The sequence below is a fragment of the Streptomyces gardneri genome, assembly GCF_006539185.1.
GTDB lineage: Bacteria > Actinomycetota > Actinomycetes > Streptomycetales > Streptomycetaceae > Streptomyces > Streptomyces gardneri.
This window is the reverse complement of the sequence record NZ_BJMN01000058.1, coordinates 28,909-51,454: the sequence shown is the minus strand read 5'-3', so window position 1 is coordinate 51,454 and position 22,546 is coordinate 28,909. Positions and strand designations below refer to the sequence as shown.

Genomic DNA, 22,546 nt, shown 5'->3' with positions numbered 1-22,546 from the left:
GCCGACACGACAGGGGCCGGATTCGGGGCGGGAGTCGGAGCCGGGGTCGGTCGTTCCACGATCTCCCGGGTGCCGATGTCGACCACGGCGGCGGCGTGCACGTCGGCGCGGGTGATCGTGCCTCCCCCGCCGGAGGGGCGGACGACCGTCAGGTCGACCCCGAGGTCCTTGGCCAGCTTGCGCACGGGGGGCTTGGCCAGGGGGCGCGGGGCGGCGGCGGGCCCGCGGCCGCCGGGGGCCGTGCCGTTGGCGGTCTTGCGGGGGCGGCGCTTCGCGGAGGACTCCACGACGCCGTAGCCGACGAGCACGGGCCGGCGTTCCGCCCGTGCCGGTTCGTCGGCGGAGGTGTCGGCGGTGGTGTCGGTGGCGGCCGCGACGACCGGGGCCGCTGCCACGGCCCGGTCCGCCGTGTCGACCGAGATGATCACGGCGCCGACGTCCACCGTCGCGCCCTCGGGGAAGCCGATCTCCCGTACGACCCCGTCGAAGGGGACGGGGAGTTCCACCGCCGCCTTCGCCGTCTCGATCTCGCACACGACCTGCCCGTCGACGACGGGGTCGCCGGGCTTGACGTACCAGGTGAGGATGTCGGCCTCGGTGAGCCCCTCCCCCACGTCGGGCATCCTGAATTCGCGAATCGCCATGATTCCTTTTTTCCTAGTACGCCGACGAGCGATTAGTACGCCGACGAGCGGTCTACGGCGTCGAGCACCCTGTCGAGACCCGGCAGGTACTCCTCCTCCAGGCGCGCCGGCGGATACGGCGCGTGGTAGCCGCCGACCCGCAGGACGGGGGCCTCCAGGTGGTAGAAGCAGCGCTCGGTGATCCGGGCGGCGATCTCCGCGCCCGAGCCGAAGAAGACGGGGGCCTCGTGGACGACGACCAGGCGGCCGGTCTTCTCGACCGAGGCCTGGACGGTGTCGAAGTCGATCGGGGAGACCGAACGCAGATCCACGACCTCGATCGACCTGCCCTCCTCCTCGGCCGCGGCGGCGGCCTGGAGGCAGACCTTCACCATCGGGCCGTAGGCGGCGAGGGTGAGGTCCGTGCCCTCGCGGGCGACCCGCGCCTTGTGGAGCTCGCCGGGGACGGCGTCGCCCGCGGCGGAGCCGCTGTCGGGCACAGTGACCTCGCCCTTGTCCCAGTAGCGGCGCTTGGGCTCGAAGAAGATGACCGGGTCGTCGCTCTGGATCGCCTGCCGGAGCATCCAGTACGCGTCGGACGGGGTCGAGGGCGACACGATCTTCAGGCCCGCGACGTGCGCGAAGAGCGCCTCGGGGGACTCGGAGTGGTGCTCGACCGCGCCGATGCCGCCGCCGTACGGGATACGGATGACCACGGGCAGGCGCACCTTGCCCTGCGAGCGGGCGTGCATCTTCGCGAGCTGCGTGACGATCTGGTCGTAGGCGGGGAAGACGAAGCCGTCGAACTGGATCTCCACGACCGGCCGGTAGCCGCGCAGGGCCAGGCCGATCGCGGTGCCGACGATGCCGGACTCGGCGAGCGGCGAGTCCATGACGCGGCTCTCGCCGAAGTCCTTCTGCAGGCCGTCGGTGACCCGGAAGACACCGCCGAGCTTTCCGATGTCCTCGCCCATGAGCAGGACCTTGGGGTCGGACTCCAGCGCCGCGCGGAGGGCCTCGTTGATCGCCTTGGCCAGGGGAAGGCTCTTCGTGACCATGACTAGTTGCTCCGTCCGGCGTCCACGAAGGACTCCTGGTAGGCGGCGAACCCGGCACGTTCCTCGTCGACGAGCGCGTGCCCGTCCGCGTACACGTTCTCGAACATCACCGACGGGTCGGGATCGGGCATGGTCCTGACGATCTCGCGGACGCGCCGCGCGAGCGTCTCCGCCTCCTCGTCGAGGGCGGCGAACCAGGCCTCGTCGGTGTGGCCCTCGCGCTCCAGGAGCCGGCGGAGCCGCAGGATCGGGTCCTTGGCCCGCCACTCCTCGACCTCGGCCTCGTCGCGGTAGCGGGTCGGGTCGTCGGAGGTGGTGTGGGCGCCCATCCGGTACGTGTACGCCTCGACGAGCATCGGCCCGGAGCCGGTCCGTACGTGGTCGAGGGCGGCGCGGGTGACGGCCAGGCACGCGAGGACGTCGTTGCCGTCGACGCGGACGCCCGGGAAGCCGAAGCCGGCGGCGCGCCGGTAGAGCGGGGCCCGCATCTGGCGTTCGGTGGGCTCGGAGATGGCCCACTGGTTGTTCTGGCAGAAGAAGACGATCGGGGCGTCGTAGACCGCGCCGAAGGTGAAGGCCTCCGCCACGTCGCCCTGGCTGGTGGCGCCGTCGCCGAAGTAGCCGATGACGGCGGTGTCGCCGCCGTCCTTGGCGACGCCCATCGCGTAGCCGGTGGCGTGCAGCGCCTGCGAGCCGATGACGAGGGTGTAGAGGTGGAAGTTGTTCTCGGCCGGGTCCCAGCTGCCGTTGCTCGCACCGCGGAAGAGCGAGAGGAGGTGGGCCGGGTCGAGGTTCCTGACCAGGGCCACGCCGTGCTCGCGGTAGCTGGGGAAGGCGTGGTCCTCGGGCCGCAGGGCGCGGGCGGAGCCGATCTGGGCGGCCTCCTGGCCGAGCAGCGAGGGCCAGAGGGCCAGTTCGCCCTGGCGTTGCAAGGTGACGGCCTCGGCGTCGAGGCGGCGGGCCAGCACCATGTCGCGGTGGAGGCCGCGGAGTTCCGCCGCGCTCGGGTCGACGGCGTACTCGGGGTGGTGGACCCGGCGGCCCTCGGGCGTGAGCAGCTGGATGAGCTCGGTGGTCATTCGGGGTCTCCGGCTCTCGTTCGGGTCGGTCTCAGTCGGTGCCGCGGCATATGTGGGGCTCCTCCGCCGCTCCCTCGGGCTCGCCCGCGAGGAGGACGAACGGAGGCACCGTCGCGGGGGTGGGCGGCTGGGCCGCGGGGGCGAGGGGCGGCGCGGGGAGGGCCGCCGTGCGGCCCAGGGCGTCGTCGTACACGAGGTTGAAGAGCTCGACGCAGGGCAGCGTCCGGGCCAGATGGGCCTGGAGGCCGGGTGCCTCGAGGGTGAGGCGGACGTCCGAGACGGCGATGCCCCGGTCGGTGACGCGCAGGTCCACCCGGAAGACGCCGAAGCAGAGTCCGAGGTGGAGGACGGCCGCCGCCGCCTCGGCGGCGAGGGCCTGAGGGGTGTGGGGCAGCCCGGTGGCGGGGGCCCAGCCGTTCTCGGTGGGTGCGGCGAGGAGGAAGACCTGGGGCCGGCCGGAGACGAAGGCGCCGACGGCGGTGAGCGCGGTGCCCTCGGGGGCCCGGTCGGGGTCCTCGTCGACGAGGAATCCGCCGGCGGCGAGGGCCTTGAGCCGGGCGCCGGTGTCCTGGACGCGGCGGACGGCGTCCGGGTGGTTGCCGGGCAGGTGCAGTGCGGCAGCGAGGTCGGCGACGGCGAGCTGGACGTCCTCGCGCAGTCCGAGGACGAGGTCGAAGCGGTGGCCGGCGGCGTGCCGGTCGCGGGCCCAGGCCACGCAGGTGTCGGTGTGGACGCTGGCGAGGCCGGTCGACTCGTCGGAGAGGATCCGGGCCTCGGGGCCGCGGGCGGCGAGCAGCTCCGCGCGGTCGAGGACCCAGGTGCGTACCCCGCTCGACCAGGTCTCCAGGAGCGTGGAGTTGGCGGCGGCCTCGCCCGGGTGCCGGTGGGGTGCCGCCGCTCCGACGAGGAGGGCGACGGGGCCGCCCGGGGTGGCCGGGGCGGCGACGGTGGCCGAGGTGTCCGGGGCGGTGGTGTGCGGGGCGGCGGGCCGTGCGGCGGGCCGGTGGCGTTGCTGGAGCATCTGTCTGCCTCTCTGCGCGGAGAGAGCGGGCTGGGGATCTCCTCGAACCGGTGCGGATACGGAGGAGGACGGGGCCGCCGGGCGGGTGGGGGGCCGCCCGGCGGCGCTGGTCAGGACTTCGGCGCGGTGTCGGCCGCCGGGCGGCCGGCGAACCCGAGGAGGCCGATGGCCAGGTTGGCGGCGATCCAGACGAAGAGGACCAGGAAGCCGCGCTGGAGCGCCTCGGTGAACGCCTCGGCGGTGCCGACTCCCTGGGCGGTGAGCTCGGCGAGGCGGGAGCCGACGACGGTCGCCGTGACGGCGAGGGCGAGGGCGCCGCCGACCTCGGTGGAGGCGTTGAGGATGGCGGAGGTGGTGCCGGCGTCCTGCTCCGAGGCGTCCTGCGTGCCGACGACCGGGGCCGTCATCATGCAGAGCACCAGACCGACACCGAGCAGCGCGGTGACGGGCAGCAGCAGCGACCAGTAGCCGCTGGTGGTCTCGGCGCCGAGCATCAGGACCAGCATGACGGCGAGCAGGACGGTGCCGATGACGTACGGGACGCGGGGCCCGAACTTGGCGATGAGCACCGGGACGGCGCCGGAGACGCCGAGCATCGCGAGACAGGTCGGGATGTAGGCGAGGCCGACCTCCATCGGGCTGTAGCCGAGGCCGAGCTGCATGTACTGCGGCAGCATGAAGAAGGCCGGCAGCATGAGGCCCGCGGTGATCAGCTGGGCGACGGTGCCGGTCGCGACGGACCGGCGGCGCAGCAGGTGCAGGGGCAGCAGCGGCGCCTTGGCGGTGCTCTCCACCCGGACGAACACGGCGAGCAGCACCACGGCGGCGGCGAGCGAGCCGAGGGCGATGGAGTCGGTCCAGCCGTCCGTGCCCGCGGTGACGATGCCGAAGACCAGCGCGAGGAGGCCGAGGGTGCCGGTGAGGGCGCCCAGGACGTCGGCGGGCGGGCGGGCACCGGTGCGGACGATCTTCGGGACGTACACGAACGCGGCGGCGATCAGGAGCAGGCCGATGGGGATGTTGATGAGGAACGCCCACCGCCAGTCGACGTCGGTGACGGCGCCGCCGAGCAGGGTGCCGAGGCTGGCGCCGACGCCCATGACGGTGCCCCAGATGCCGAGGGCCTTGGCGCGCTCCGCGGGCTCCGGGTAGGTCGTGACGAGGATGGAGAGGGCCGCCGGGGAGAGGATGGCGGCGCCGATGCCCTGGAGGCCGCGGCCGGTCAGCAGCATGCCGCCGCTGTCGGCGGTGGCCGCGGCGAGGGAGCCGAGGGTGAACAGGGCGATGCCGCTGACCAGGACGGTGCGGCGGGCGAAGACGTCGGTGAGACGGCCGCCCAGCAGCATGAGGCCGCCGAAGAGCAGCACGTAGATGTTCATGACCCACTGGAGGCCCGTGGTGCCGAGGCCGAGGTCGCCGCGGAGCTGGGGCAGCATCACGTTGGCGATGGTCGCGTCCAGGACGCAGACGAGCTGGGCGACGGCGACCACGGCGAGGATCAGTCCGCGCTTGCCGGGGGCGGGGGCGTCCGGGCCGGTGGATCCGGCCGGCGCCTGCGGCGACGCGGGCCGGGTGTCCCGGGTGGTGTCCCGAGCGGTGTCCCGAGCGTCGATACTCATGTTCTCTCCTGCCTCTGCTTGGTTCCTCTGCGGTTCACGCCGCGCTGATGCGCTCGTAGATGGCGGCGAGGCTGCGGTCGGCCAGCAGCTTGCCGACGGGGACTCGGGAGCCGGTCTCGCGCTCGACGGCGGCGACGAGGCGCAGCATGTGCATCGAGTCCCAGCTCACGACGTGGTCGAAGTCCGCGGAGAGGTCGTCGACGCCCAGGGGCAGGTCGAGCTCGTCGCGTACCAGGTGGATGAAGTCCTCTTTGGTCATGACGCGGTGCCTTCCAGGGTGGAGTCGAGCAGGATGTGGGTGGGGACGGCCGGGAGGTTCTCCAGGTCGTGGCGGAAGTGGAGCTCGTCGTCCGCCGTCGCTGTGGGGGTGAAGCCCATGGAGGGCCAGAACTCCCGGACGTTCTTGTTCTTGGCGGTGGGCCGGTAGCTCGCGAGGACCGCGCGGGCGCCGGTGGCGGCGGCGTGGGCGAGGAGGCTCGCGATCGCGGTCTGCTCGATGCCGCGGGCGAAGACCCGGCAGGAGAGCAGCATGTTGTCGATGTGGAGCTCCTCGCCGGAGCGGCGGGCGAAGACGGCGCCGACGACGCCGTTGTCGCCGAAGCGGTCGCCGGACCGGATCGCGAGGACGAGGTGGTCGGGGTCGTCGACCCGGGCGGTCACGTCGGCCGGCTGGAGCCGTACCGTCGTCAGGTTGAACTGGTTGGTGCGCAGGGAGAGTTGCGCGACCCGGTCGATGTCCCCCGCGCCGGCCTCGGCGAGCTTGACGCGGACGCCGAGCCCTTCGAGGTACTCCTCCATGGAGCCGGCGTTCTCGAGGAGTTCGGCGCGCTCGGACTCGGTGCGGTAGAGCGCGGCCCGTGCGCGGTCCTCGTCGGTGAGGCGGGCGGTGTCGAACCAGCCGTCGGCGAGGAGCTTCTCGATGTGCAGGGCGGGCTCTTCGTCGAGGCGGACGACGGCGACCTGCGGGAGGCTGTCGGCGACGAGGCCGCACTCGAAGGGCGAGTCGTCGGCGAAGACGAAGCTGTCGACGCCGAGGTTGAGCTTCTCGGCGATGTCGAGCAGATTGGCGTCCTTGGGCTGCCAGTTGGCGTTGACGCGGGCGAAGTCGGCCTCGCGCAGCACCATGTCGGGGTGGTCCTTGAGGACCTGGACGACCGGCTCGTGGTCGTTCTTGCTGCTGACGGCGAGCAGGATGCCCTGGGTGCCGATCTGCTTGACGACCCGCTGGAAGTTGCCGAAGGCCTCGCCGCGGAAGGTGGTGGCGGCGGCGATGCCGTCCGGGCCGTCGTCGCCGAGGATCCCGTCCCAGAGGGTGTTGTCGGCGTCGACGACGAGGACCTTCTTGGTGCGGCCGCGCAGCATGCGGGAGAGGTGGGCGACCTCCCGGGCGTAGCGGGCGAGCAGGTCGTCGCCGAGGTTGGCCTTGGCGTAGGCGGCCATGCGGGGCTCGTCGAGCGGGACGCCGGAGGCGACGACCGGGTCGAGGTCGATCACATGGATCCGCGGGTTGCCGAGGGCGAGGCGGAGGAGTCCGCTGTTGAAGTCGCGCCAGGCGATGCCGGCGCGGGCCCGGGACTCGTGGTCGATGAGCTGGTGGGTGACGCTGCGGGGCAGCGGCACGGTGTTGAGGACCAGGGCGGCCGTGGCGTTGCCGGTGAAGGCGGTGGCGAGGCTCTCGATCTGGGCGAGCTTGCGCTCGGCGGTCCGTGCGAGGTCGTCGGCCTGCCAGGGCGTGCCCATCTCGTCGAGGAGGGTCTGCGGGTCGAGGATCCACAGGGCCAGGTCGACGTCGGGGGCGTGCAGGGCGCTCGCCGGGTCGCGCAGGTCGCGCAGGTAGGCGTCGAAGTCGCCGAGGCGGTCCTCGACGAGGACGCCGTGGCGGGCGAACTCGGCGGTCAGCGGCGCTCGTACGCCTCCGATCGTGGAGTGTCCGGTGAGGGCGACGACCGCCGTCTCGGTGTCCGGGCGGGCCGTGAGGACGGCCTGCCGGTCGAGCTGGGCGAGGAGGTTGCCGGCCCGCCGGAAGTCGGCGTCCGCGCCGCCGGACACCATGGCGGCGAGGAGCGGGGCGACGGACGGGTAGTTCTCGGCCAGAGTGCCGTCGGCGCGCAGGGCGCGCAGTGATTCCAGCGGGGACTTCCGGGTTTCGCGATCCGCCGGGCTGGATACCGTGGTCAATGATCTCTCCTCACGCGCGCGCCTCCGTCGGCCGGGCCCTGTCCTCGGTGCGGACAGCTCGTCGGTACGGACTGCCCGTTCGTACGGGCGGTCGGTACGGGCCGATCGTCGGCGGCGGCGCTTGAGCGGGACTCGCACTCGCGTCCAGCGCCCTCGTACGGACCGTGGATTTCTCATGCATCGGCACGTTCGGGGTTCATGGGAGGCCGGTGACCTGGGCACTGTCGCCCCAACAGGCGAGCGGGCCAGACTCGGTAGCACCATGAGAGCCGGCGAGTGGAGGGGTGGAGCTGCATGGACATCAAGGTCCTGGGGTCCTTCGAGGCATCGGAGAACGGGGTCGCGCTCCTGCCGACCGCGGGGAAGCCCCGCCAGATCCTCGCGCTGCTTGCCCTGCAGGCCGGCCAGATAGTGCCGGTGCCCACGCTCATGGAGGAGCTGTGGGACATGGAGCCGCCGAGGAGCGCGCAGACGACGCTGCAGACGTACATCCTCCAGCTCCGCAAGCGCATCGAGGCGGCGCTGCCGCCGGAGGGTCCGCGTCGTGCGAAGGACGTGCTGGCGACCCGGTACGGCGGCTATCTCCTCGACATCACGCCGGAGGAGGTCGACGTGCACGCCTTCGAGCGGCTCGCGGCGGCCGGGCGGCGGGCGCTCGATCTCGGCGACCGGGAGACGGGCTCCCGGCTGCTGCGGCAGTCGCTCGCGGTGTGGCGCGGCCGGGCGCTGGTCGACGTGCACCACGGGCTGCGGCTCGGCGTGGAGGTGACGCGTCTTGAGGAGAGTCACCTGTGCGTCGTGGAGTCGCGGGTCGAGGCCGATCTGGCGCTCGGCCGGCACCACGCGCTGCTGTCCGAGCTGGCGGTGCTGACGGCCCGCCATCCGATGCACGAGAACCTGTGCGCCCAGTACATGACGGCGCTCTACCGGTCCGGTCAGCAGTGGCGGGCCCTGGAGGCGTTCACCGCGCTCCGCGGTTTCCTCGTGGAGGAGCTGGGTGTGGAGCCGTCGCCGCGGCTCCAGGAGCTGCAGCGCGCCATCCTCAGCTCCGACCCCCGGCTGACCCGTTTCACGCTCCGTACCGATCTGACGGTCTGATCTGCCCATCCGCGCGGAACCCCCGCACCGCGGAAGCCCGCACCCGCACGCTCTAGGAGTCCTTCATGCTCTCGTCCCTCAAGGCCTTCAACCTCCTTGTGATGTTCCTGCTGGAACTCTCGGTGTACGCGGCGGTCGCCCTGTGGGGGTTCACCACGACCGACAAGTGGCCGCTGAAGCTGCTGCTCGGTGTCGGTGTGCCGGTCGGTCTGATCGCCGTGTGGGCGCTGTTCGGGGCGCCGCGTGCCACGTACGCGGTGCACGGCGGCGGCCGGGTGCTGCTCGAGGTGTTGTGGTTCGGAAGCGGCGCCGCCGCCCTGGCCGCCTCGGGGAGGCAGGGCTGGGCGGCGGCGTTCGCGGGGATCTTCCTGGTCAACGCGGCGCTTCGGCTGCTCTGGAACCAGTGAGTCCGGGGTGGGTCGTCACCACTGGGGGGACTCGGTGAACTCCAGGACGGCGACGGTCCACATGAAGCCGACGCCGACGCCCATGGTGACGAGCAGGTCGCCCGGCTGCGGGTTCCTGGCCTCCACCACGTGGTTCATGCCGATGAGCTGGTCGCCGGCGCCCATGTGGCCGAAGTCCTGGCCCCAGTCGTACGTGGTGGTGGCGCGGTCCACGCCGAGCAGCGAGTAGAACGAGAACTGAGCGATCGTCTCCGCGATGTTGGCGTGGACGAAGAACCGGGCGTCGGACAGCTTGGCGTCCGCGTCGTCGAGCGCCTCCTGGAGCACCTGGGAGGCGTTCTTCGTCATCTGCTGGATGACGTGGTCGTAGGCGCCCTCCTCCTTGAGGAGGTAGTCGGACTTGCGGGTGCGCAGGTCGACCGGCTTGCCGTCGAGGAAGGGGCCGTCGGTCCAGCCCGTCGTGCCGCGGTAGATGGGCTCCAGGGAGGAGTCCGTGTAGGTCGCGGTGGACTTGAGGCGGGCGAAGCCGCCCTGGTTGGAGAGGACGAGGGCGCCGGCGCCGTCGCCGTACGCCTGCTGGCTGTCGGAGCCCCAGCGGTCGAAGTACGGCAGCCGGAAGGCGTCGCCGGTGGTGACGAGGGCGGCGGCGGGCTTGCTGCGGCTCGCGAGGTGCGAGGCGGCGATCTCCAGGCCGGCGAGGCCGCCGTTGGAGCCCTGCCGGATCTCCAGGGAGAGGCCGGTGCCGCCGACCGTCTCGTTCTGTACGTAGTTGACTGGGGTCCAGAAGTCCTGGCCCTGGTGGCCGACGCAGCCGTGGAGGACGATGTCGTACTCCTCGTGGGGGCGGCCGGCGCGCTCGACGGCCTGGCGGCCGGCGTGGGCGGCCATGACCGGGCCGGGCTCGTCGGCGCGGGCCACGCGGACGGCGCGGATGCCGTTGGAGGTGGCCTCCTCGGCGTCGTAGCGGCCGGCGGCGACGGCCTCGGCGGCGGTCTCGATCTGCTCCGGAAGGTAGGCCCCGAGTCCGGCGACGTGCAGGTTGTCCCAGCGCATGTCTGTTCTCCCTCTGATCTGCTGCGTGTGTGGTGTGACTGCTGTGTCGTGCGGTGCGCGCTTAGGCGACCTGTGCGTCGTCCGCCAGGTCGAGGAAGGCCTCGATCTGGCCGATGACCTGGTCCGTGAGGGCCGGGAAGCCGGAGTCCAGGAAGTAGAAATGGCCTCCGGGGAAGAACTTCTGGGTGAACCTCGCCCCCGTCTCGCGGCGCCACATGTGCATGGCGGAGGCGGGGGCCCAGGCGTCCTGGGTGCCGCCGAACACGGTCAGCGGCGAGTTCAGCGGCGTACGGCCGGGCGCGGGGCGGTAGTTGTCGACGGCCTTCAGGTCGGCTCGGACGGTCCGCAGGAACCGGTCGAGGAATTCGGCGGCCTCGGTGACCCGTTCGGGCATGCCGCCGAGGTCCAGCATCACGTCGAGGAGCGCGGCGTCGTCGAGGGTGTGCAGGGGTACGGCCCCGACGCCGGGGTGCAGGGGCGCGACGCGCCCCGACACCCCGGTCCACACCGGGTACCGGCCGAGGGCCTCCAGGGCCCTGGCGGTCTCCACGGCCACCACCGCGCCCATGCTGTGGCCGAACAGGGCGAACGGCGCGCCGTCGTCCGCCCAGGGCAGGACGTCGGCGACGACGGTCTCCACCACCTCGGCCATGTCGTCCAGCTGGGTGGCGGCCGCCCGCCGGCCGCGGCCCGGCAGGTCGAGCAGGAGCAGGTCCCAGTCGGCGGGCAGATGGCGGACGAAGGGGTAGTAGACGGCCGCCGACCCGCCCGCGTGGTGGAAGCCGATCAGCCGGACCGCCGGGTCGTCGACCGGCCGCGGTCTGAGGAACGGGCTTCTGCCGACGGTCACTTGTGCACCCCCATGGCGTCGCAGACCTGGTCGCTGAGGTGGGCGAGGAGTTCGGCGACCGGCATCTCCACCGGGCAGTCGAGGGTCGGCAGGTCCACCCCGTACTTCTGCTCGACGCTCTTGGTGAGGAGCATCGCGGTGAAGGAGTCGCCGCCGACGTCGCTGAACGGCAGGTCGGGGTCGAGCCCGCAGTCCGCCTTGAGCACGGCGGCGAGCTCGGTGGTCAGATAGGCGCCGATCTCGGCCCGGTCGAGCGGGGCGGTACGGGTGGGGGTGACCGTGACCGCCACGGGGTGCGCCGGCTCGGGGGCCGTCTCCTCGATCCAGAACCGCTTGCGCTGGAAGGGGTAGGTCGGCGCGTCGGTGAACACCGCGCCGGGCGCGCCGAGGCGGTCGAGCCGCAGGGGTGCGCCGCCCCGGTAGAGCGCGGCCAGCGCCGCGGTGAGGAGGCGGGGCGCGTCCTCGGGGGCGTCGCCCGCGAGGGGCAGGCTCTGCCCGCCGGCCGTGATCCGGGCGCCGGGGGCGGCCGTGTCGCCGCCGGCGGCGAGGGTCGTCTTGACGCCGAGGAGCGTCAGGACGGCCCGCAGCCGGGCGGCGGGCGTGCCCTCCGCGCCGATCGCCTCGCCCAGTCCGGGGAAGTGGCGGGCCAGTTCGGTCAGCGCGCCGTCCAGGACGGCGGTGTCGGCGCCGGTCTCCAGGACGACCCGGTCGGCGGAGCGCACCCCGTCGGCCGGCTGTCCGGCGGCGAGCGCGTCGGCGAGGGCGGCCGCGTCGGTGCCGACGACGGCCAGCCGGTGGCCGAAGTGGACGCGGCCGGCGCGCAGGGTGTGGCAGAGGGAGGCGACACCGGCGGCGTCGAGGCCCGTCAGCGCCTCCTGCACCCGCTCGGACAGCTCGGCGAGCGCCCGGGGGTCCTTGGCGGACAGGGTGAGCAGCTCCGGGTGGTCCGCCGGTACGTCGGCGGGCGCGGCGGGCGCCTGGGGGTACGAGGAGAGCACGGCGTGCGCGTTGGTCCCGGAGAGACCGAAGGCGCTGATGCCCGCGGTGCGTTCCTCGGGGGCGCCCGCCCACGGCCCCGCCTCCCGGGGCACGGTGAGGGCGATCCGGTCCCAGGGGATGAGCGGGTTGAGCCGGCCGTCGCCGGGCTGGGCGCCCGCCGGGACGGTGCCGTCGCCGAGCATGAGGACGAGCTTCAGGACGCCGGCGATGCCGGCGGCGGCCTCCAGGTGCCCGATCCGCGCCTTGACGCTGCCGAGGGCGACGGGGGCCGGCCGCTCCCCCGCGCCGGTACCGAGGACGGCGTCCAGCGCGCCGACCTCGATGGGGTCGCCGAGAGCGGTGCCGGTGCCGTGCGCCTCGACGTAGCCGACCGAGCCGGGGGCGACCCGGGCGTCGGCCAGGGCCGCGCGGATCACCTCCTGCTGGGCGGGGCCGCTCGGCACGGTGAAGCCGGAGGAGGCCCCGTCGTGGTTGACGGCGCTGCCCCGGACGACGGCGAGGACCGGGTGGCCCTGCGCGAGGGCGTCGTCGAGCCGCATCAGGGCGACCATGCCGACGCCCTCGCCACGGCCGTAGCCGTCGGCGTCGGCGAGGAAGCTCCGGGACCTGCCGCCCGGCGAGAGGGCCTCGCCCTGGCACAGGGAGACCATGAGGTCGGGGCCGAGGATCAGGTTGGCGCCGCCGGCGAGCGCGTAGTCGCACTCGCCGCCGCGCAGCGCCCGTACCGCCTGGTGGATCGCCACCAGCGAGGAGGAGCAGGCGGTGTCGACGCTGGTCGCCGGGCCGGAGAGGCCGAGCGCGTAGCTGATCCGGCCGGCGACGAAGCAGTGGCCGCTGCCGGTGCTGTGGTACGGGTCGATGCGGCTGTAGTCGCCGTCGTGGACGAACCGGCGGCCGTACTCGGAGGCCATGACGCCGACGAACACGCCGATCGGCAGCCGGTCCTGGCGGCGGGCGGCGATGCCGCCGCGCTCCAGGGCCTCCCAGGCCACTTCGAGCAGCATGCGCTGCTGCGGGTCCATGGTCTCGGCCTCGCGCTGCGAGATCCCGAAGAACGCCGCGTCGAAGGAGGCGATGTCGTCGAGGAACCCGGCGCGGTCCACGTAGGAGTGGCCCTCCTTGCCGCGCTCCGGGTGGTAGACGGACCGCAGACCGGTGCGGTCCTCGGGGATCGGGCCGAGGGCCCGGGTGTCGGGGTCGGGGGCGTACAGGAACGTCCGGTACGCCTCGGGGGTGTCGATCCCGCCGGGCAGCCGCATCGCGGTGCCGACCACGGCCACGGGGGCGTGGGTGCGGGCCTCCAGCTCGGCCACGCGGTCCTTCAGACGGCGGGACAGCTTCAGCTGGTCCTGGATCACCTGCCGCAGTGCTGCGGTGTCGGGGCCGGTCGCCATCACTCTGCTCCTGCGTTCGCGTGCGTCGCGGTGTACGTGGTGGGTGTGGGTATCGGTATCGCCTTCATCGCCTGCTCACCGCTCCTGGGAGAGGTCGTCGTGGACGGCCTGGAGCAGATCGTCCAGGGAGAGCTCGTCGAGCTCCTCGGACGACGGCCCGGCCTGCGGGGTGTCGGCGGTGCTGGGCACCAGGGCGGACACCGGCGTCGTCGCCGGTGCGGGGGTGGCGGCGAGGGCGGCCGGCGACGCGGCGTCCTCGGCCAGGAGGAACTCGCTCATCGACAGGACGCTCGGGTGGTCGATGGCGACGGTGGCCGGAAGGTCCTTGCCCATGGCGTGGGCGAGGGCGGCCCGCAGGTCGATCGCCATGATGGAGTCGAGGCCGAGTTCGGAGAAGCCCTCGGCGTCGGCGGAGCCGTCGGCGGGGAGTCCGTCGTCGGAGCCGAGCATCCGTGCGACGAGCGAGCGGACGGCGGCGCGCAGTTCGTGCTCGCGCTCCTCCTCGTCGGTGCCGCGCAGCCGGTCGGTGATCCAGCCGGCGGGTTCGGCGGTGTCGGCGTCGGCGCGCTCCGCGGCCGGGGCGGGGCCGGTGAGTTCGGCGACGAGGGCGGCGCGGGCGTGGCCCGCGTTCTGCTCGGCGTACCGGGCGGGGTCGAGGCCGACGACGACGAGCCGGGCCAGTGTGGCGTCGGTCGCGAAGGCGAGCGGGGTGGCGGCGTCCGCGTCGGACAGGGCCCGGATGCCGAGCCGTCCGGCGGCGCGTTCGACGGCCGCCGCGGCCGCCATGCCGCCCTTGGCCTCGGGGACCCAGGGGCCCCAGTTGACGCTGACGGTGGGGATTCCCCGGTCGCGGAGGTTCTCGGCGAGTCCGTCGAGGTAGCCGTTGGCCGCGGCGTAGTTGGCCTGTCCGGCGGCGCCGAGCACGGCCGACACCGAGGAGAAGAGCACCAGGGCTCGCGGGTCGTGGCCGGTGATCGCCTCGGCGAGGACGTCCGCGCCGCGTGCCTTGGCGTGGAAGACCTTCTCGTACGAGGCGTCGGTGAGGGAGCCGAAGGCCGCGTCGGCGTTGACGCCGGCCAGGTGGTAGACGGTGCCGAGCGGTCCGTCGGCCGTGGCCGCCTCGACGGCGGCGGCGCAGTCGGCGGGGTCGGTGACGTCGCCGCGGACGACGGTGACGCGGACGCCCGAGGCGCGCAGTCCGTCGATGACGCCCTGCTCGGTCTCGCCGGGAGCGGACCGGGCCATCAGGGTGATCCGGTCTCCGCCGCGGGCGGCGTGGGAGGTGGCGACGGCGAGGCCGAGGGCCCCGAGTCCGCCGGTGACGAGGGCCCCGCCGGCGGGGCGGTCACCGTCGGGTTCGGCCGGGACCTTGACGAGCCGGGCGGCCCGGACGCCGTCGTCGGTGAGCGCGAGCCGGGTCTCGGTGGGCAGTGCGCCCACGAGCTTCGCGAGGCGTCCCGCCGCGTGGGCGACGTCGAGCCTGACCCGGGTGAGCCGGCGGTCGGCCTGCTCGGCCTCCAGGGCGGTCGCCATGCCGAAGAGGGCCTCGCGGAGCGGTGCCCGCCCGGCGGAGCCGTCGACGGCCAGGAGGTAGGGCAGGGTCTGCGGGAGGGTGCGCAGGTCGGCGGCGAGGGTCTGGGCCGCGTACAGGGCGTCGCCCGCGTCGCCGGTGCCGGGGGTCGCCCAGCGGGCGTCGAGGACGAGGTCGGCCTCGGGGTGGGCGGGCAGTTCGCCGGTGTGGACGAGGGCCCGGTGTCCGGCGCCGGTCAGCGCGGCGACCAGCTCGGGGGCTCCGTCGCCGTCCGCGAGGACCAGGACGCCGAGCGTGCCGCCGGCCTCCGGGGTCTCGGGGAGCGGCGCCCAGTCCAGGGTGTGGACGAGGCCGTCGCCGCGGAGGCTGGCCTCCAGGACGGCGCGGGAGGCGTGCCGGATGCGGAACTCGTCGGCGGTGAAGACGCTGTGCTCGGCGCCGGTGACCGTGTCCAGGGCGTACAGGTGGAGGTCGGCGGTCTCGACGCGCAGCCGGTCGTTCGGCAGGGGTTCGGCGCGCAGGACGCGCACCCTGCCCCACAGCTCGCCGTTCTCGGTGAGCGGGCGGCCGTGGAAGGAGAGTTCCTTCGCGGCGAACGGGATGGCGAGCGAGGGGGCCTCGACGGCTCCGTCGTCGACGAGGAAGACGGCGATGCTCTGGAAGCAGGAGTCGATCAGGCCGGGGTAGAGCTCGTATCCGGCCGGGTCGTCGGGCAGTGCGGGCATCGTGTAGCGGACGAGGGCCTCGTCGCCTCGGATCCACACCTCGTCGATCCACTGGAAGGACGGTCCGAGGGTGTAGCCGAGCTCCCGGAAGTAGTCGTAGAACTCGGTGCGGGTCAGGTGCCGGTCGCTGGAGTCGATGAACGCGCTGCGGCTCTCGGCGGGCGGCTGGTGGGCGTCCGGGGTGTCGGAGTAGCGGCCGCCGATGTGCTTCTGCCAGACGCCGCGCTCGGGGTCGAGGAGGCTCTGTACGGAGAGTTCGGCGCCGCCCGTGTCGGTGGGCCGGTCGACGACGATCTGGGCCTCGTACTCCTCGCCGTCCTTGATGACCAGGGCCCGCGGGCAGATCAGGTCGCGGACGACGACGGGGCTGCCGTCGTTGCCGAGGGCGGAGAGCACGGTGGCGAGGTGGGACGCCGCCGGGGTGACGACCGTGCCGTAGAGGCGGTGGTCGGTGAGGTACGCGGGGAAGCCGGAGCTGCGCTCGAAGGAGAAGGCGCGGCCGGTGAGGCCGGGCGAGCGGAGTTCGGCGCCCCAGTGGCGGCCGGCGCCGGCGCGGACGGCCGGGGAGGCGGTGGTGCCGCCGGTGGCGCGGCTGCCCGCCGTGGTCCAGTACTCCGTGTCGGCGAAGGGGTAGCGGGGGGCGTCGGACCGGTCGGTGCGGCGGCCGGTGATCTTCTCCCAGTCGAGGCGCTGGCCGCGCTCGTAGAGCGTCTTGGCGGCGCCCAGCAGGACGGCGCGGTCCTGGCCGCCGCGGCGCAGCGAGGGGGTGGAGCCGCCCTCGGGGGTGAGTCCGGCGGCCCGGACGAGGTTGACGAGGGTGCGGTCGGGGCCGACTTCCAGGAGTACGTCGACGTCGAGGGAGCCGAGTGCGCGGGCGCCTTCGACGAACTGGACGGGCCGGCGGATGTGGTCGGCGAAGTAGGCGGGGGTGAAGGTGTCGGGTCCGGCCTCGGTGCCGGTGACGTTGGCGATGACCGGGAGCTTCGGGGCGGCGAACTCCAGGCCCGCGAGGGTCTGCCGGAACTCGTCGAGGACCGGGTCCATCAGCCGGGAGTGGAAGGCGTGCGAGACGGTCAGCGGCCTGCACCGTACGCCCTGGTTGCGCAGGCGCTCGGCGAGGGCGTCGAGCCGGTCGGAGGGGCCGGCGACGACGACGGACTGCGGTCCGTTGACGGCGGCGACGTCGACTCCGGCCTCGGCGGCCCAGGCGGCGACGGTCTCCGGGGACTCCGGGATCGACAGCATCCCGCCGGGTTCGGTGGACTGCATGAGCCGGGCGCGGTGGGCGATCAGCGTCATGCCGTCGTCGAGGCTCATCACCCCGGCGTGGACGGCCGCGGCGATCTCGCCGACGCTGTGGCCCATGACGGCGACGGCCTTGACGCCCCAGGACTCCCAGAGGGCGGCCAGGGCCAGCTCCAGGGCGACGAGGGCGGGCTGGGTGATGCGGGTCTGGTTGACGACGGTCGGGTCGTCGCCGTAGAAGACCAGGTTGAGGAGCGAGTCGCCGAGGTGCGGGGCGAGGGCCTGGTCGCAGGCGTCGAAGACCGCGCTGAACACCGGCTCCGTCTCGTACAGTTCGCGTCCCATGCCGAAGTACTGGGCGCCCTGGCCGGAGAAGAGGAACGCCACCCTGGGCGCCTTGGCCGGGCCGGAGGCCGGGGTCGCCGAGGCGAGCGCGGCGAGCAGCTGGTCGCTGTCGCGGCCGAAGACGGCGCGGCGCACCGGGAGATGGGCCCGGCCGGCGCCCGCGGTGGCCGTGAGCTGGGCGAGCGCCTCCTCGGGGGTCTCCTCCAGGGTCCGCCGCCACTGCTCGGTGAGCCGGTCGAGGCCGGCCGCGTCGGGGGCGGAGAGGGGCAGGAGGAGTCCGTCGGCGGAGTCGCGCGGCGGGACCGGCGCGGCCTCGGTGGCGGGGGCCTCGCCGATGACGATGTGGGCGTTGGTGCCGGAGAAGCCGAATCCGGAGACGCCGGCCAGGCGCGGGACGTCGCTCCGGGTCCAGGTGGCGCGGGAGTCGACGACGCGGACGTTCATGTCGCGCCAGGGGACGTGCGGGTTGGGGTTCTCGAAGTGCAGGTCGCCGGGGATGCGGCCGTTGCGCAGGGCGAGGACCGTCTTGAAGACGGAGGCCATGCCGGAGGCGGACTCGCAGTGGCCGATGTTGCTCTTCACCGAGCCGATGAGCAGCGGCTCGCCGGGGCGGCGGCCGGGGCCGAAGACGTCCCAGGCGGCTTCGAGTTCGATCGGGTCGCCGAGCGAGGTGCCGGTGCCGTGCGCCTCCAGGTAGCCGATCTCGGCGCCTTCGACGCCGGCGTCGGCGAGCGCGGCCCGGATGACCTGGCGCTGCGCGGTGCCGTTGGGGGCGGTGAAGCCGGAGGAGGCTCCGTCCTGGTTGACGGCGCTGCCGTGGATGACGGCGAGGACCTGCTCGCCGTCGCGCAGGGCGTCGGAGAGGCGGCGCAGGACGAGGACTCCGCAGCCCTCGGCGCGGACGAAGCCGTCGGCGGAGGCGTCGAAGGTCTTGCAGCGGCCGTCGGGGGCGAGCATGTGGGCGCGGCTGACGGCGACCGAGCAGGAGGGTGCGGCGATGACGTTGACGCCGCCGGTGAGGGCCCGGTCGGTCTCGCCGGAGCGCAGGGAGCGGACCGCGAGGTGCAGGGCGACGAGGGAGGACGAGCAGGCGGTGTCGACGGCGAGGGCGGGGCCCTGGGCGCCGAGGTAGTAGGAGAGGCGGCCGGCGGCGGCGTTCAGCGCGGTGCCGGTCGCGAAGTAGGCGTCGAGGGGCTCAAGGCCGCCGCTCTCCAGGACGCGGGCGTAGTCGGAGTTGGAGATGCCGACGAAGACTCCGGTGCGGCTGCCGGCGAGGGACTTCGGGTCGGTGCCGGCGTCCTCCAGGGCGTGCCAGGCGGCTTCGAGGAGGAGGCGCTGCTGCGGGTCGAGGCTCTCGGCCTCGCGGGCCGGGACGTCGAAGAACGCGGCGTCGAAGCGGCGGATGTCGCGGAGGAAGCCGCCCTGGTCGGTGGAGATGGAACCGGGGCGGGCGCCGGCCGGGTCGTGGAGGGTGCCGGTGTCCCAGCGGTCGGCTGGAACGGGCCCGACGCCGTCGCGGCCCTCGTCGAGCAGGGACCAGAACTCCTCGACGGAGTCGGCGCCGGGGAAGCGGCCGGCCATGCCGACGATGGCGATGGGCTCCTGGTCGGGGCGGTCGGCTTCGTCGGCCGGGGCGACCTGCACGGCCTGGGCCGGTACGGGGCGGGCCGCGGGGGTCTTGCGGGGCGCGGGGGCCGTGGTGCGGCCGGCGAGGCGGCCGGTCAGCTCGGCGGAGAGGCGCTCGACGGTCGGGTGGCCGAAGACGTCGCCGATGCCGACGTCGACGCCGAGGGTCTCGGTGAGCGCGGCGGCCGCGTCGACGGCCATGATCGAGTCGAGGCCGAGGTCGAGGAAGCCGGTGGTCTCCGGCAGGGCGGCCGGGTCGTCGTGGCCGAGGATCCCGGCGAGGACCTCGCGGGTGCGGCGGGTGACGAGGGTGGCGCGGCGGTGCTCGGGGGCCTCGGCGAGTTCCCGGGCGAAGGCGGCCGCCGGGGTCTCGGCGAGGGTGTCGGCCGTGGTGTCCGGGGCCGTGTCCGCTCCGGTGAGGCCGTCGAAGAGGGGCCTGGTCCGTACGGAGTTCATGACCGTGCGGAACCGCTCGGCGTCCAGGCGGCAGGCGACGGTGTGCGCGCCCGTGCCGTTTCCGGCGAGTCCGGCGAAGCCCTCGGCGGGGGCCACGGGGCTGACGCCCATGCGGGCGAGGAGCGCGCGGGCCTCGGGGCTCGCCATGCCGTCGAGGTCCCAGGGGCCGAAGGCGACGCTGGTCGCCGGGATGCCCTCGGTGGCGCAGAGCGCGGCGACGGCGTCGAGGCCTCCGTTGGCGGCGGCGTAGGCGCCGTAGCCGTCGGTGCCCCAGACCGCCGAGACGGAGGAGAGGTGGACGAGGAAGTCGAGGGGCCAGTCGGCGGCGAGCAGGCGCAGCCAGGCGGCGCCGGTGAACTTGCCGGCGAGGGCGGCGGCGAAGGTGTCCTGGTCGGCCTCGGCGAGCGGCAGGCGGTCGATGCTGCCGGCCGCGTGCACGACGCCGCGGACGGGCGGCATGCCGTCCAGGACGGCGAGGGCCTCGGTGAGGCGGGCGGCGTCGCCGGTGTCGGCGGGGACGTACGCGGCCGTGACGCCGGCCTCGGCGAGTTCGGCGAGCAGCTCCCGGGCCTCGGCGGGCAGTTCGTCCTGCGGCCGGCGGCCGAGGAGGACGAGGTGCCGGGCGCCGCGGGCGGCGAGGTCGCGGACGAGTCCGGTGCCGATGGCGCCGAGTCCGCCGGTGAGGAGGTACGTGGCGTCGGGGCGGACGGGCAGCGGGCGCAGCGGTTCGGCGGCGGGCCGCAGGCGTGCGGTGTGGGCGGCGCCGGCGCGGACGGCGATCAGGTCCTCGGCGGAGCCGTCGGCGAGCGCCGTGAGGGCGGCCGTGGCGTCGGCGGCGGTCGGGGCGGCCGGCAGGTCGAGGATGCCGCCCCAGGTGTCGGGGAACTCCAGGGCGAGGACCGGCGCGAGGCCGTGCAGGACGCCGTGGTCGGCGGCGGCGATCGGGTCGGAGCCGGTCACCTGGCGGACGCCCGCGGTGACGAGGTGGACCCGGCCGGTGCCGGCGGTGAGGGCGCGGACGGCGGTGGTCGCGGCGGCGCAGAGGGCCGCGGCGTGCGCGGTGGGCGCGGTGGCGTCGAGGGTGCCGGGCAGCGGCGCCGCGGCGAGCGCGAGCAGCAGGTCGGCGGAGCGCCCGTCCAGGGCCCGGGTCCACTCCTCGGTGGTGGCGGGGAGCGTGTCGAGGGCGGTGACGGTGCGGCCGGTGGTGCGGGCGGCCTCGGTGAGGAGGGCGACGGCGGCGCTGTCGTCACCGGTGACGACGAGCGGGCGCTCGGTGGCGGTCGCGGCCGGGGTGTACGGGATCCACTCGACGCCGAGCGCGGGCAGCGGCTCCGCGGCGGTGTCGGCCGGGGCGGCGGTGTCCGCGGCCTGCGTGGCGGTGTCGGCGGTGCGGACCGTCGACGGGGCGGCGGTCTCCGGCGCGTACCGGACCCGCTCCCAGGGGTAGGCCGGCAGGTCGGCGACGCGGCGCGGGAGCGCGGCGGCGGGGGCCGTGCCGTCGGGGCGTACCGCCTCGGAGGCGGTCCCGTCGGCGAGGGCACGCAGGGCGAGGGCGGCGGCGGCCGGGTCCTCGGCGGTGATCACGGCGCGCACGGCGTGGCGGGCGCGGCCCTCGGTGACGGTGTACGCGAACGCCGGGTAGGCGTCCTCGGGGAGCTCGGCGACGCGGTCGGCGAGCCTGCCGGCCCAGGCGCGCAGGGAGTCCTCACTGCGCGCGGTGATCTCGAAGCCGGTCACGGGCGCGGCGGGGGCGGGCCGTTCGGTGAACTCCTCGGCGGTGAGCGGGCCGAGGACGACGTGGGCGTTGGTGCCGCTCATGCCGAAGGAGCTGATGCCGAGGCAGTCGCCCGCGCCGTCCTCGCCGGTCCACGGGGTCTCGGCGCGCGGGAACTCGATGCCCGTGTCCGCGATGTCGATGCGGGGGTTGAGGGTGTCCAGGTGGACGACGGGCGGGATCGCGCGCCGCTTGACGGACGCGACGCCCCTGATGAGTCCGGCGATGCCGGAGGCGGCCTCCAGGTGGCCGATGCTCGTCTTGACGGAGCCGATGCGCAGCGGCGCGCCGCCGTCGCGGCGGCCGAGGGCCTCGACGATCGCCTCGACCTCGATCGGGTCGCCGAGCGCGGTGCCGGTGCCGTGCGCCTCCAGGGCGCCGATGGCGGCCGGGGTCAGGCCGGCGTCGTCGAGCGCGGCCTTGATGAGGGAGATCTGGGCGCGGACGTTGGGGGCGGTGAAGCCGGTGGAGCGGCCGTCCTGGTTGACGGCGCTGCCGCGGATCACGGCGTGCACCCGGTCGCCGTCGCGCAGGGCCTCGGAGAGCCGCTTGAGGACGACGACGCCGCAGCCCTCGCCGCGGGTGAAGCCGTTGGCGCGGGCGTCGAAGGTCTTGCAGAGACCGTCCGGGGAGAGGGAGTTGGTCTGCTGGATGAGGCGGGTGGAGCGGGGCGACAGGATCAGGTTGACGCCGGCGGCGATGGCGACGTCGCACTCGTCGCGGCGCAGCGCCTGCCCCGCCAGGTGGACGGCGGTGAGCGAGGACGAGCAGGCGGTGTCGACGGCGACGGCCGGGCCCATCAGGCCCATGGTGTAGGCGATCCGGCCGGCGGCGAAGCAGTGGCCGTTGCCGGTGAGCCAGTAGGCGTCCTCCTGACCGGCGGGCTGCCAGTCGCGGTAGTCCTGGCCGGTGACGCCGACGTACAGGCCGGTCCGGAGGCCGGAGAGGTACTCCGGCGCGAAGGCCGCGTCCTCCAGGGCCTCCCAGGCCACTTCGAGGAGGAGGCGGTGCTGGGGGTCGAGGCTGCGGGCCTCGCGGGGGCTGATGCCGAAGAATCCGGCGTCGAACTCCAGTACTTCGTCGAGGTAGCCGCCCCGGCGCGGGAGGGTGTCCCACTCCGCGGCGAACGGGCCCTTGCGGTGCTCGGGCATCGGGGCGACCAGGTCGCGGCCCTCGGACAGGGCGTCCCAGTAGCCGTCGAGGTCGACGATGCCGCCGGGCAGGCGGAGTCCGACGCCGACGACGGCGAGCGGTCCGCTCTGCCCGGAACGGGCCTCTTCGAGCTCTCCGCGCAGCTTCTTGATGGTGTCCATCGCGCGGCTGAGCGGGGTGGTGGAGCTTCGCCCGGCACCGGTCTTCCGGTCTGCCGATTCCTCATGGGTCGGTTGCGTCGTCACAAGAAGGTCCCTCGCGGTCGGCATGTCGTACTGACTGGTTTCAAGGAGCCGGGCGGAGCTCCACTCGC

12 protein-coding genes are annotated in these 22,546 nt (G+C 74.2%); 2 read left to right on the top strand and 10 right to left on the bottom strand.

Translation table 11 applies throughout. The features are described 5' to 3' along the window. From SGA01_RS35230 to SGA01_RS35200, 6 genes are all read right to left on the bottom strand, one after another. A partial coding sequence (locus SGA01_RS35230; protein ID WP_174867630.1) for a biotin/lipoyl-containing protein occupies nt 1-644 on the bottom strand: 644 nt, incomplete at its 3' end. 32 nt (nt 645-676) lie between these two features. Further along, nucleotides 677-1,681 (bottom strand): alpha-ketoacid dehydrogenase subunit beta, encoded by a 1,005-nt coding sequence (locus SGA01_RS35225; protein ID WP_141301932.1) that lies wholly within the window; start codon nt 1,679-1,681, stop codon nt 677-679. A gap of 2 nt (nt 1,682-1,683) precedes the next feature. After that, nucleotides 1,684-2,994 carry a pyruvate dehydrogenase (acetyl-transferring) E1 component subunit alpha gene (gene pdhA / locus SGA01_RS35220; RefSeq protein WP_229917595.1) on the bottom strand — a complete coding sequence of 437 codons (1,311 nt, stop codon included), beginning with the start codon at nt 2,992-2,994 and terminating at the stop codon, nt 1,684-1,686. 897 nt (nt 2,995-3,891) lie between these two features. Then, on the bottom strand, nt 3,892-5,400 hold the full coding sequence (locus tag SGA01_RS35210; RefSeq protein ID WP_063785785.1) for an MFS transporter: 1,509 nt from the start codon (nt 5,398-5,400) through the stop codon (nt 3,892-3,894). A 34-nt stretch (nt 5,401-5,434) separates the two neighbouring features. Beyond that, the gene (locus SGA01_RS35205) at nt 5,435-5,659 is read right to left on the bottom strand and encodes a phosphopantetheine-binding protein (RefSeq protein ID WP_024761885.1); all 225 of its coding nucleotides are present in this window, start codon (nt 5,657-5,659) and stop codon (nt 5,435-5,437) included. Beyond that, a complete protein-coding gene (locus tag SGA01_RS35200) occupies nt 5,656-7,578 on the bottom strand; it encodes an HAD-IIIC family phosphatase (RefSeq protein WP_229917573.1) in 1,923 nt (640 codons plus the stop codon). The genes SGA01_RS35205 and SGA01_RS35200 overlap by 4 nt, the downstream gene beginning before the upstream one ends. A gap of 294 nt (nt 7,579-7,872) precedes the next feature. Here SGA01_RS35200 and SGA01_RS35195 point away from each other — a divergent pair, with 294 nt between their 5' ends. Both SGA01_RS35195 and SGA01_RS35190 read left to right on the top strand, forming a co-directional pair. Then, nucleotides 7,873-8,676, top strand: coding sequence for an AfsR/SARP family transcriptional regulator (locus tag SGA01_RS35195; RefSeq protein WP_024761883.1), 804 nt, complete (start codon nt 7,873-7,875; stop codon nt 8,674-8,676). Nucleotides 8,677-8,741: 65 nt separating this feature from the next. Further along, on the top strand, nt 8,742-9,083 hold the full coding sequence (locus tag SGA01_RS35190) for a YrdB family protein (protein WP_024761882.1): 342 nt from the start codon (nt 8,742-8,744) through the stop codon (nt 9,081-9,083). 15 nt (nt 9,084-9,098) lie between these two features. Here SGA01_RS35190 and SGA01_RS35185 read toward each other — a convergent pair whose 3' ends face one another. The 4 genes from SGA01_RS35185 to SGA01_RS35170 form a co-directional block, all read right to left on the bottom strand. Then, complete coding sequence (locus tag SGA01_RS35185) at nt 9,099-10,136, bottom strand: ketoacyl-ACP synthase III family protein (protein ID WP_141301924.1); 1,038 nt, start codon at nt 10,134-10,136, stop codon at nt 9,099-9,101. Between the two features lie 61 nt (nt 10,137-10,197). Continuing rightward, a complete protein-coding gene (locus SGA01_RS35180) occupies nt 10,198-10,986 on the bottom strand; it encodes a thioesterase II family protein (RefSeq protein ID WP_141301922.1) in 789 nt (262 codons plus the stop codon). Further along, on the bottom strand, nt 10,983-13,379 hold the full coding sequence (locus tag SGA01_RS35175) for a type I polyketide synthase (RefSeq protein ID WP_141301920.1): 2,397 nt from the start codon (nt 13,377-13,379) through the stop codon (nt 10,983-10,985). Before SGA01_RS35175 ends, SGA01_RS35180 begins: the two co-directional genes overlap by 4 nt. A 75-nt stretch (nt 13,380-13,454) precedes the next feature. Then, nucleotides 13,455-22,478 carry a type I polyketide synthase gene (locus SGA01_RS35170; RefSeq protein WP_167534245.1) on the bottom strand — a complete coding sequence of 3,008 codons (9,024 nt, stop codon included), beginning with the start codon at nt 22,476-22,478 and terminating at the stop codon, nt 13,455-13,457. Nucleotides 22,479-22,546 lie beyond the last annotated feature (68 nt).

Excerpts from the sequence above, each read along its gene's own strand:
- SGA01_RS35225 (WP_141301932.1), bottom strand. The coding sequence starts at position 1,681 with ATGGTCACGAAGAGCCTTCCCCTGGCCAAGGCGATCAACGAGGCCCTC.
- SGA01_RS35210 (WP_063785785.1), bottom strand. The coding sequence starts at position 5,400 with ATGAGTATCGACGCTCGGGACACCGCTCGGGACACCACCCGGGACACC.
- SGA01_RS35205 (WP_024761885.1), bottom strand. The coding sequence starts at position 5,659 with ATGACCAAAGAGGACTTCATCCACCTGGTACGCGACGAGCTCGACCTG.
- SGA01_RS35195 (WP_024761883.1), top strand. The coding sequence starts at position 7,873 with ATGGACATCAAGGTCCTGGGGTCCTTCGAGGCATCGGAGAACGGGGTC.
- SGA01_RS35190 (WP_024761882.1), top strand. The coding sequence starts at position 8,742 with ATGCTCTCGTCCCTCAAGGCCTTCAACCTCCTTGTGATGTTCCTGCTG.
- SGA01_RS35185 (WP_141301924.1), bottom strand. The coding sequence starts at position 10,136 with ATGCGCTGGGACAACCTGCACGTCGCCGGACTCGGGGCCTACCTTCCG.
- SGA01_RS35175 (WP_141301920.1), bottom strand. The coding sequence starts at position 13,379 with ATGGCGACCGGCCCCGACACCGCAGCACTGCGGCAGGTGATCCAGGAC.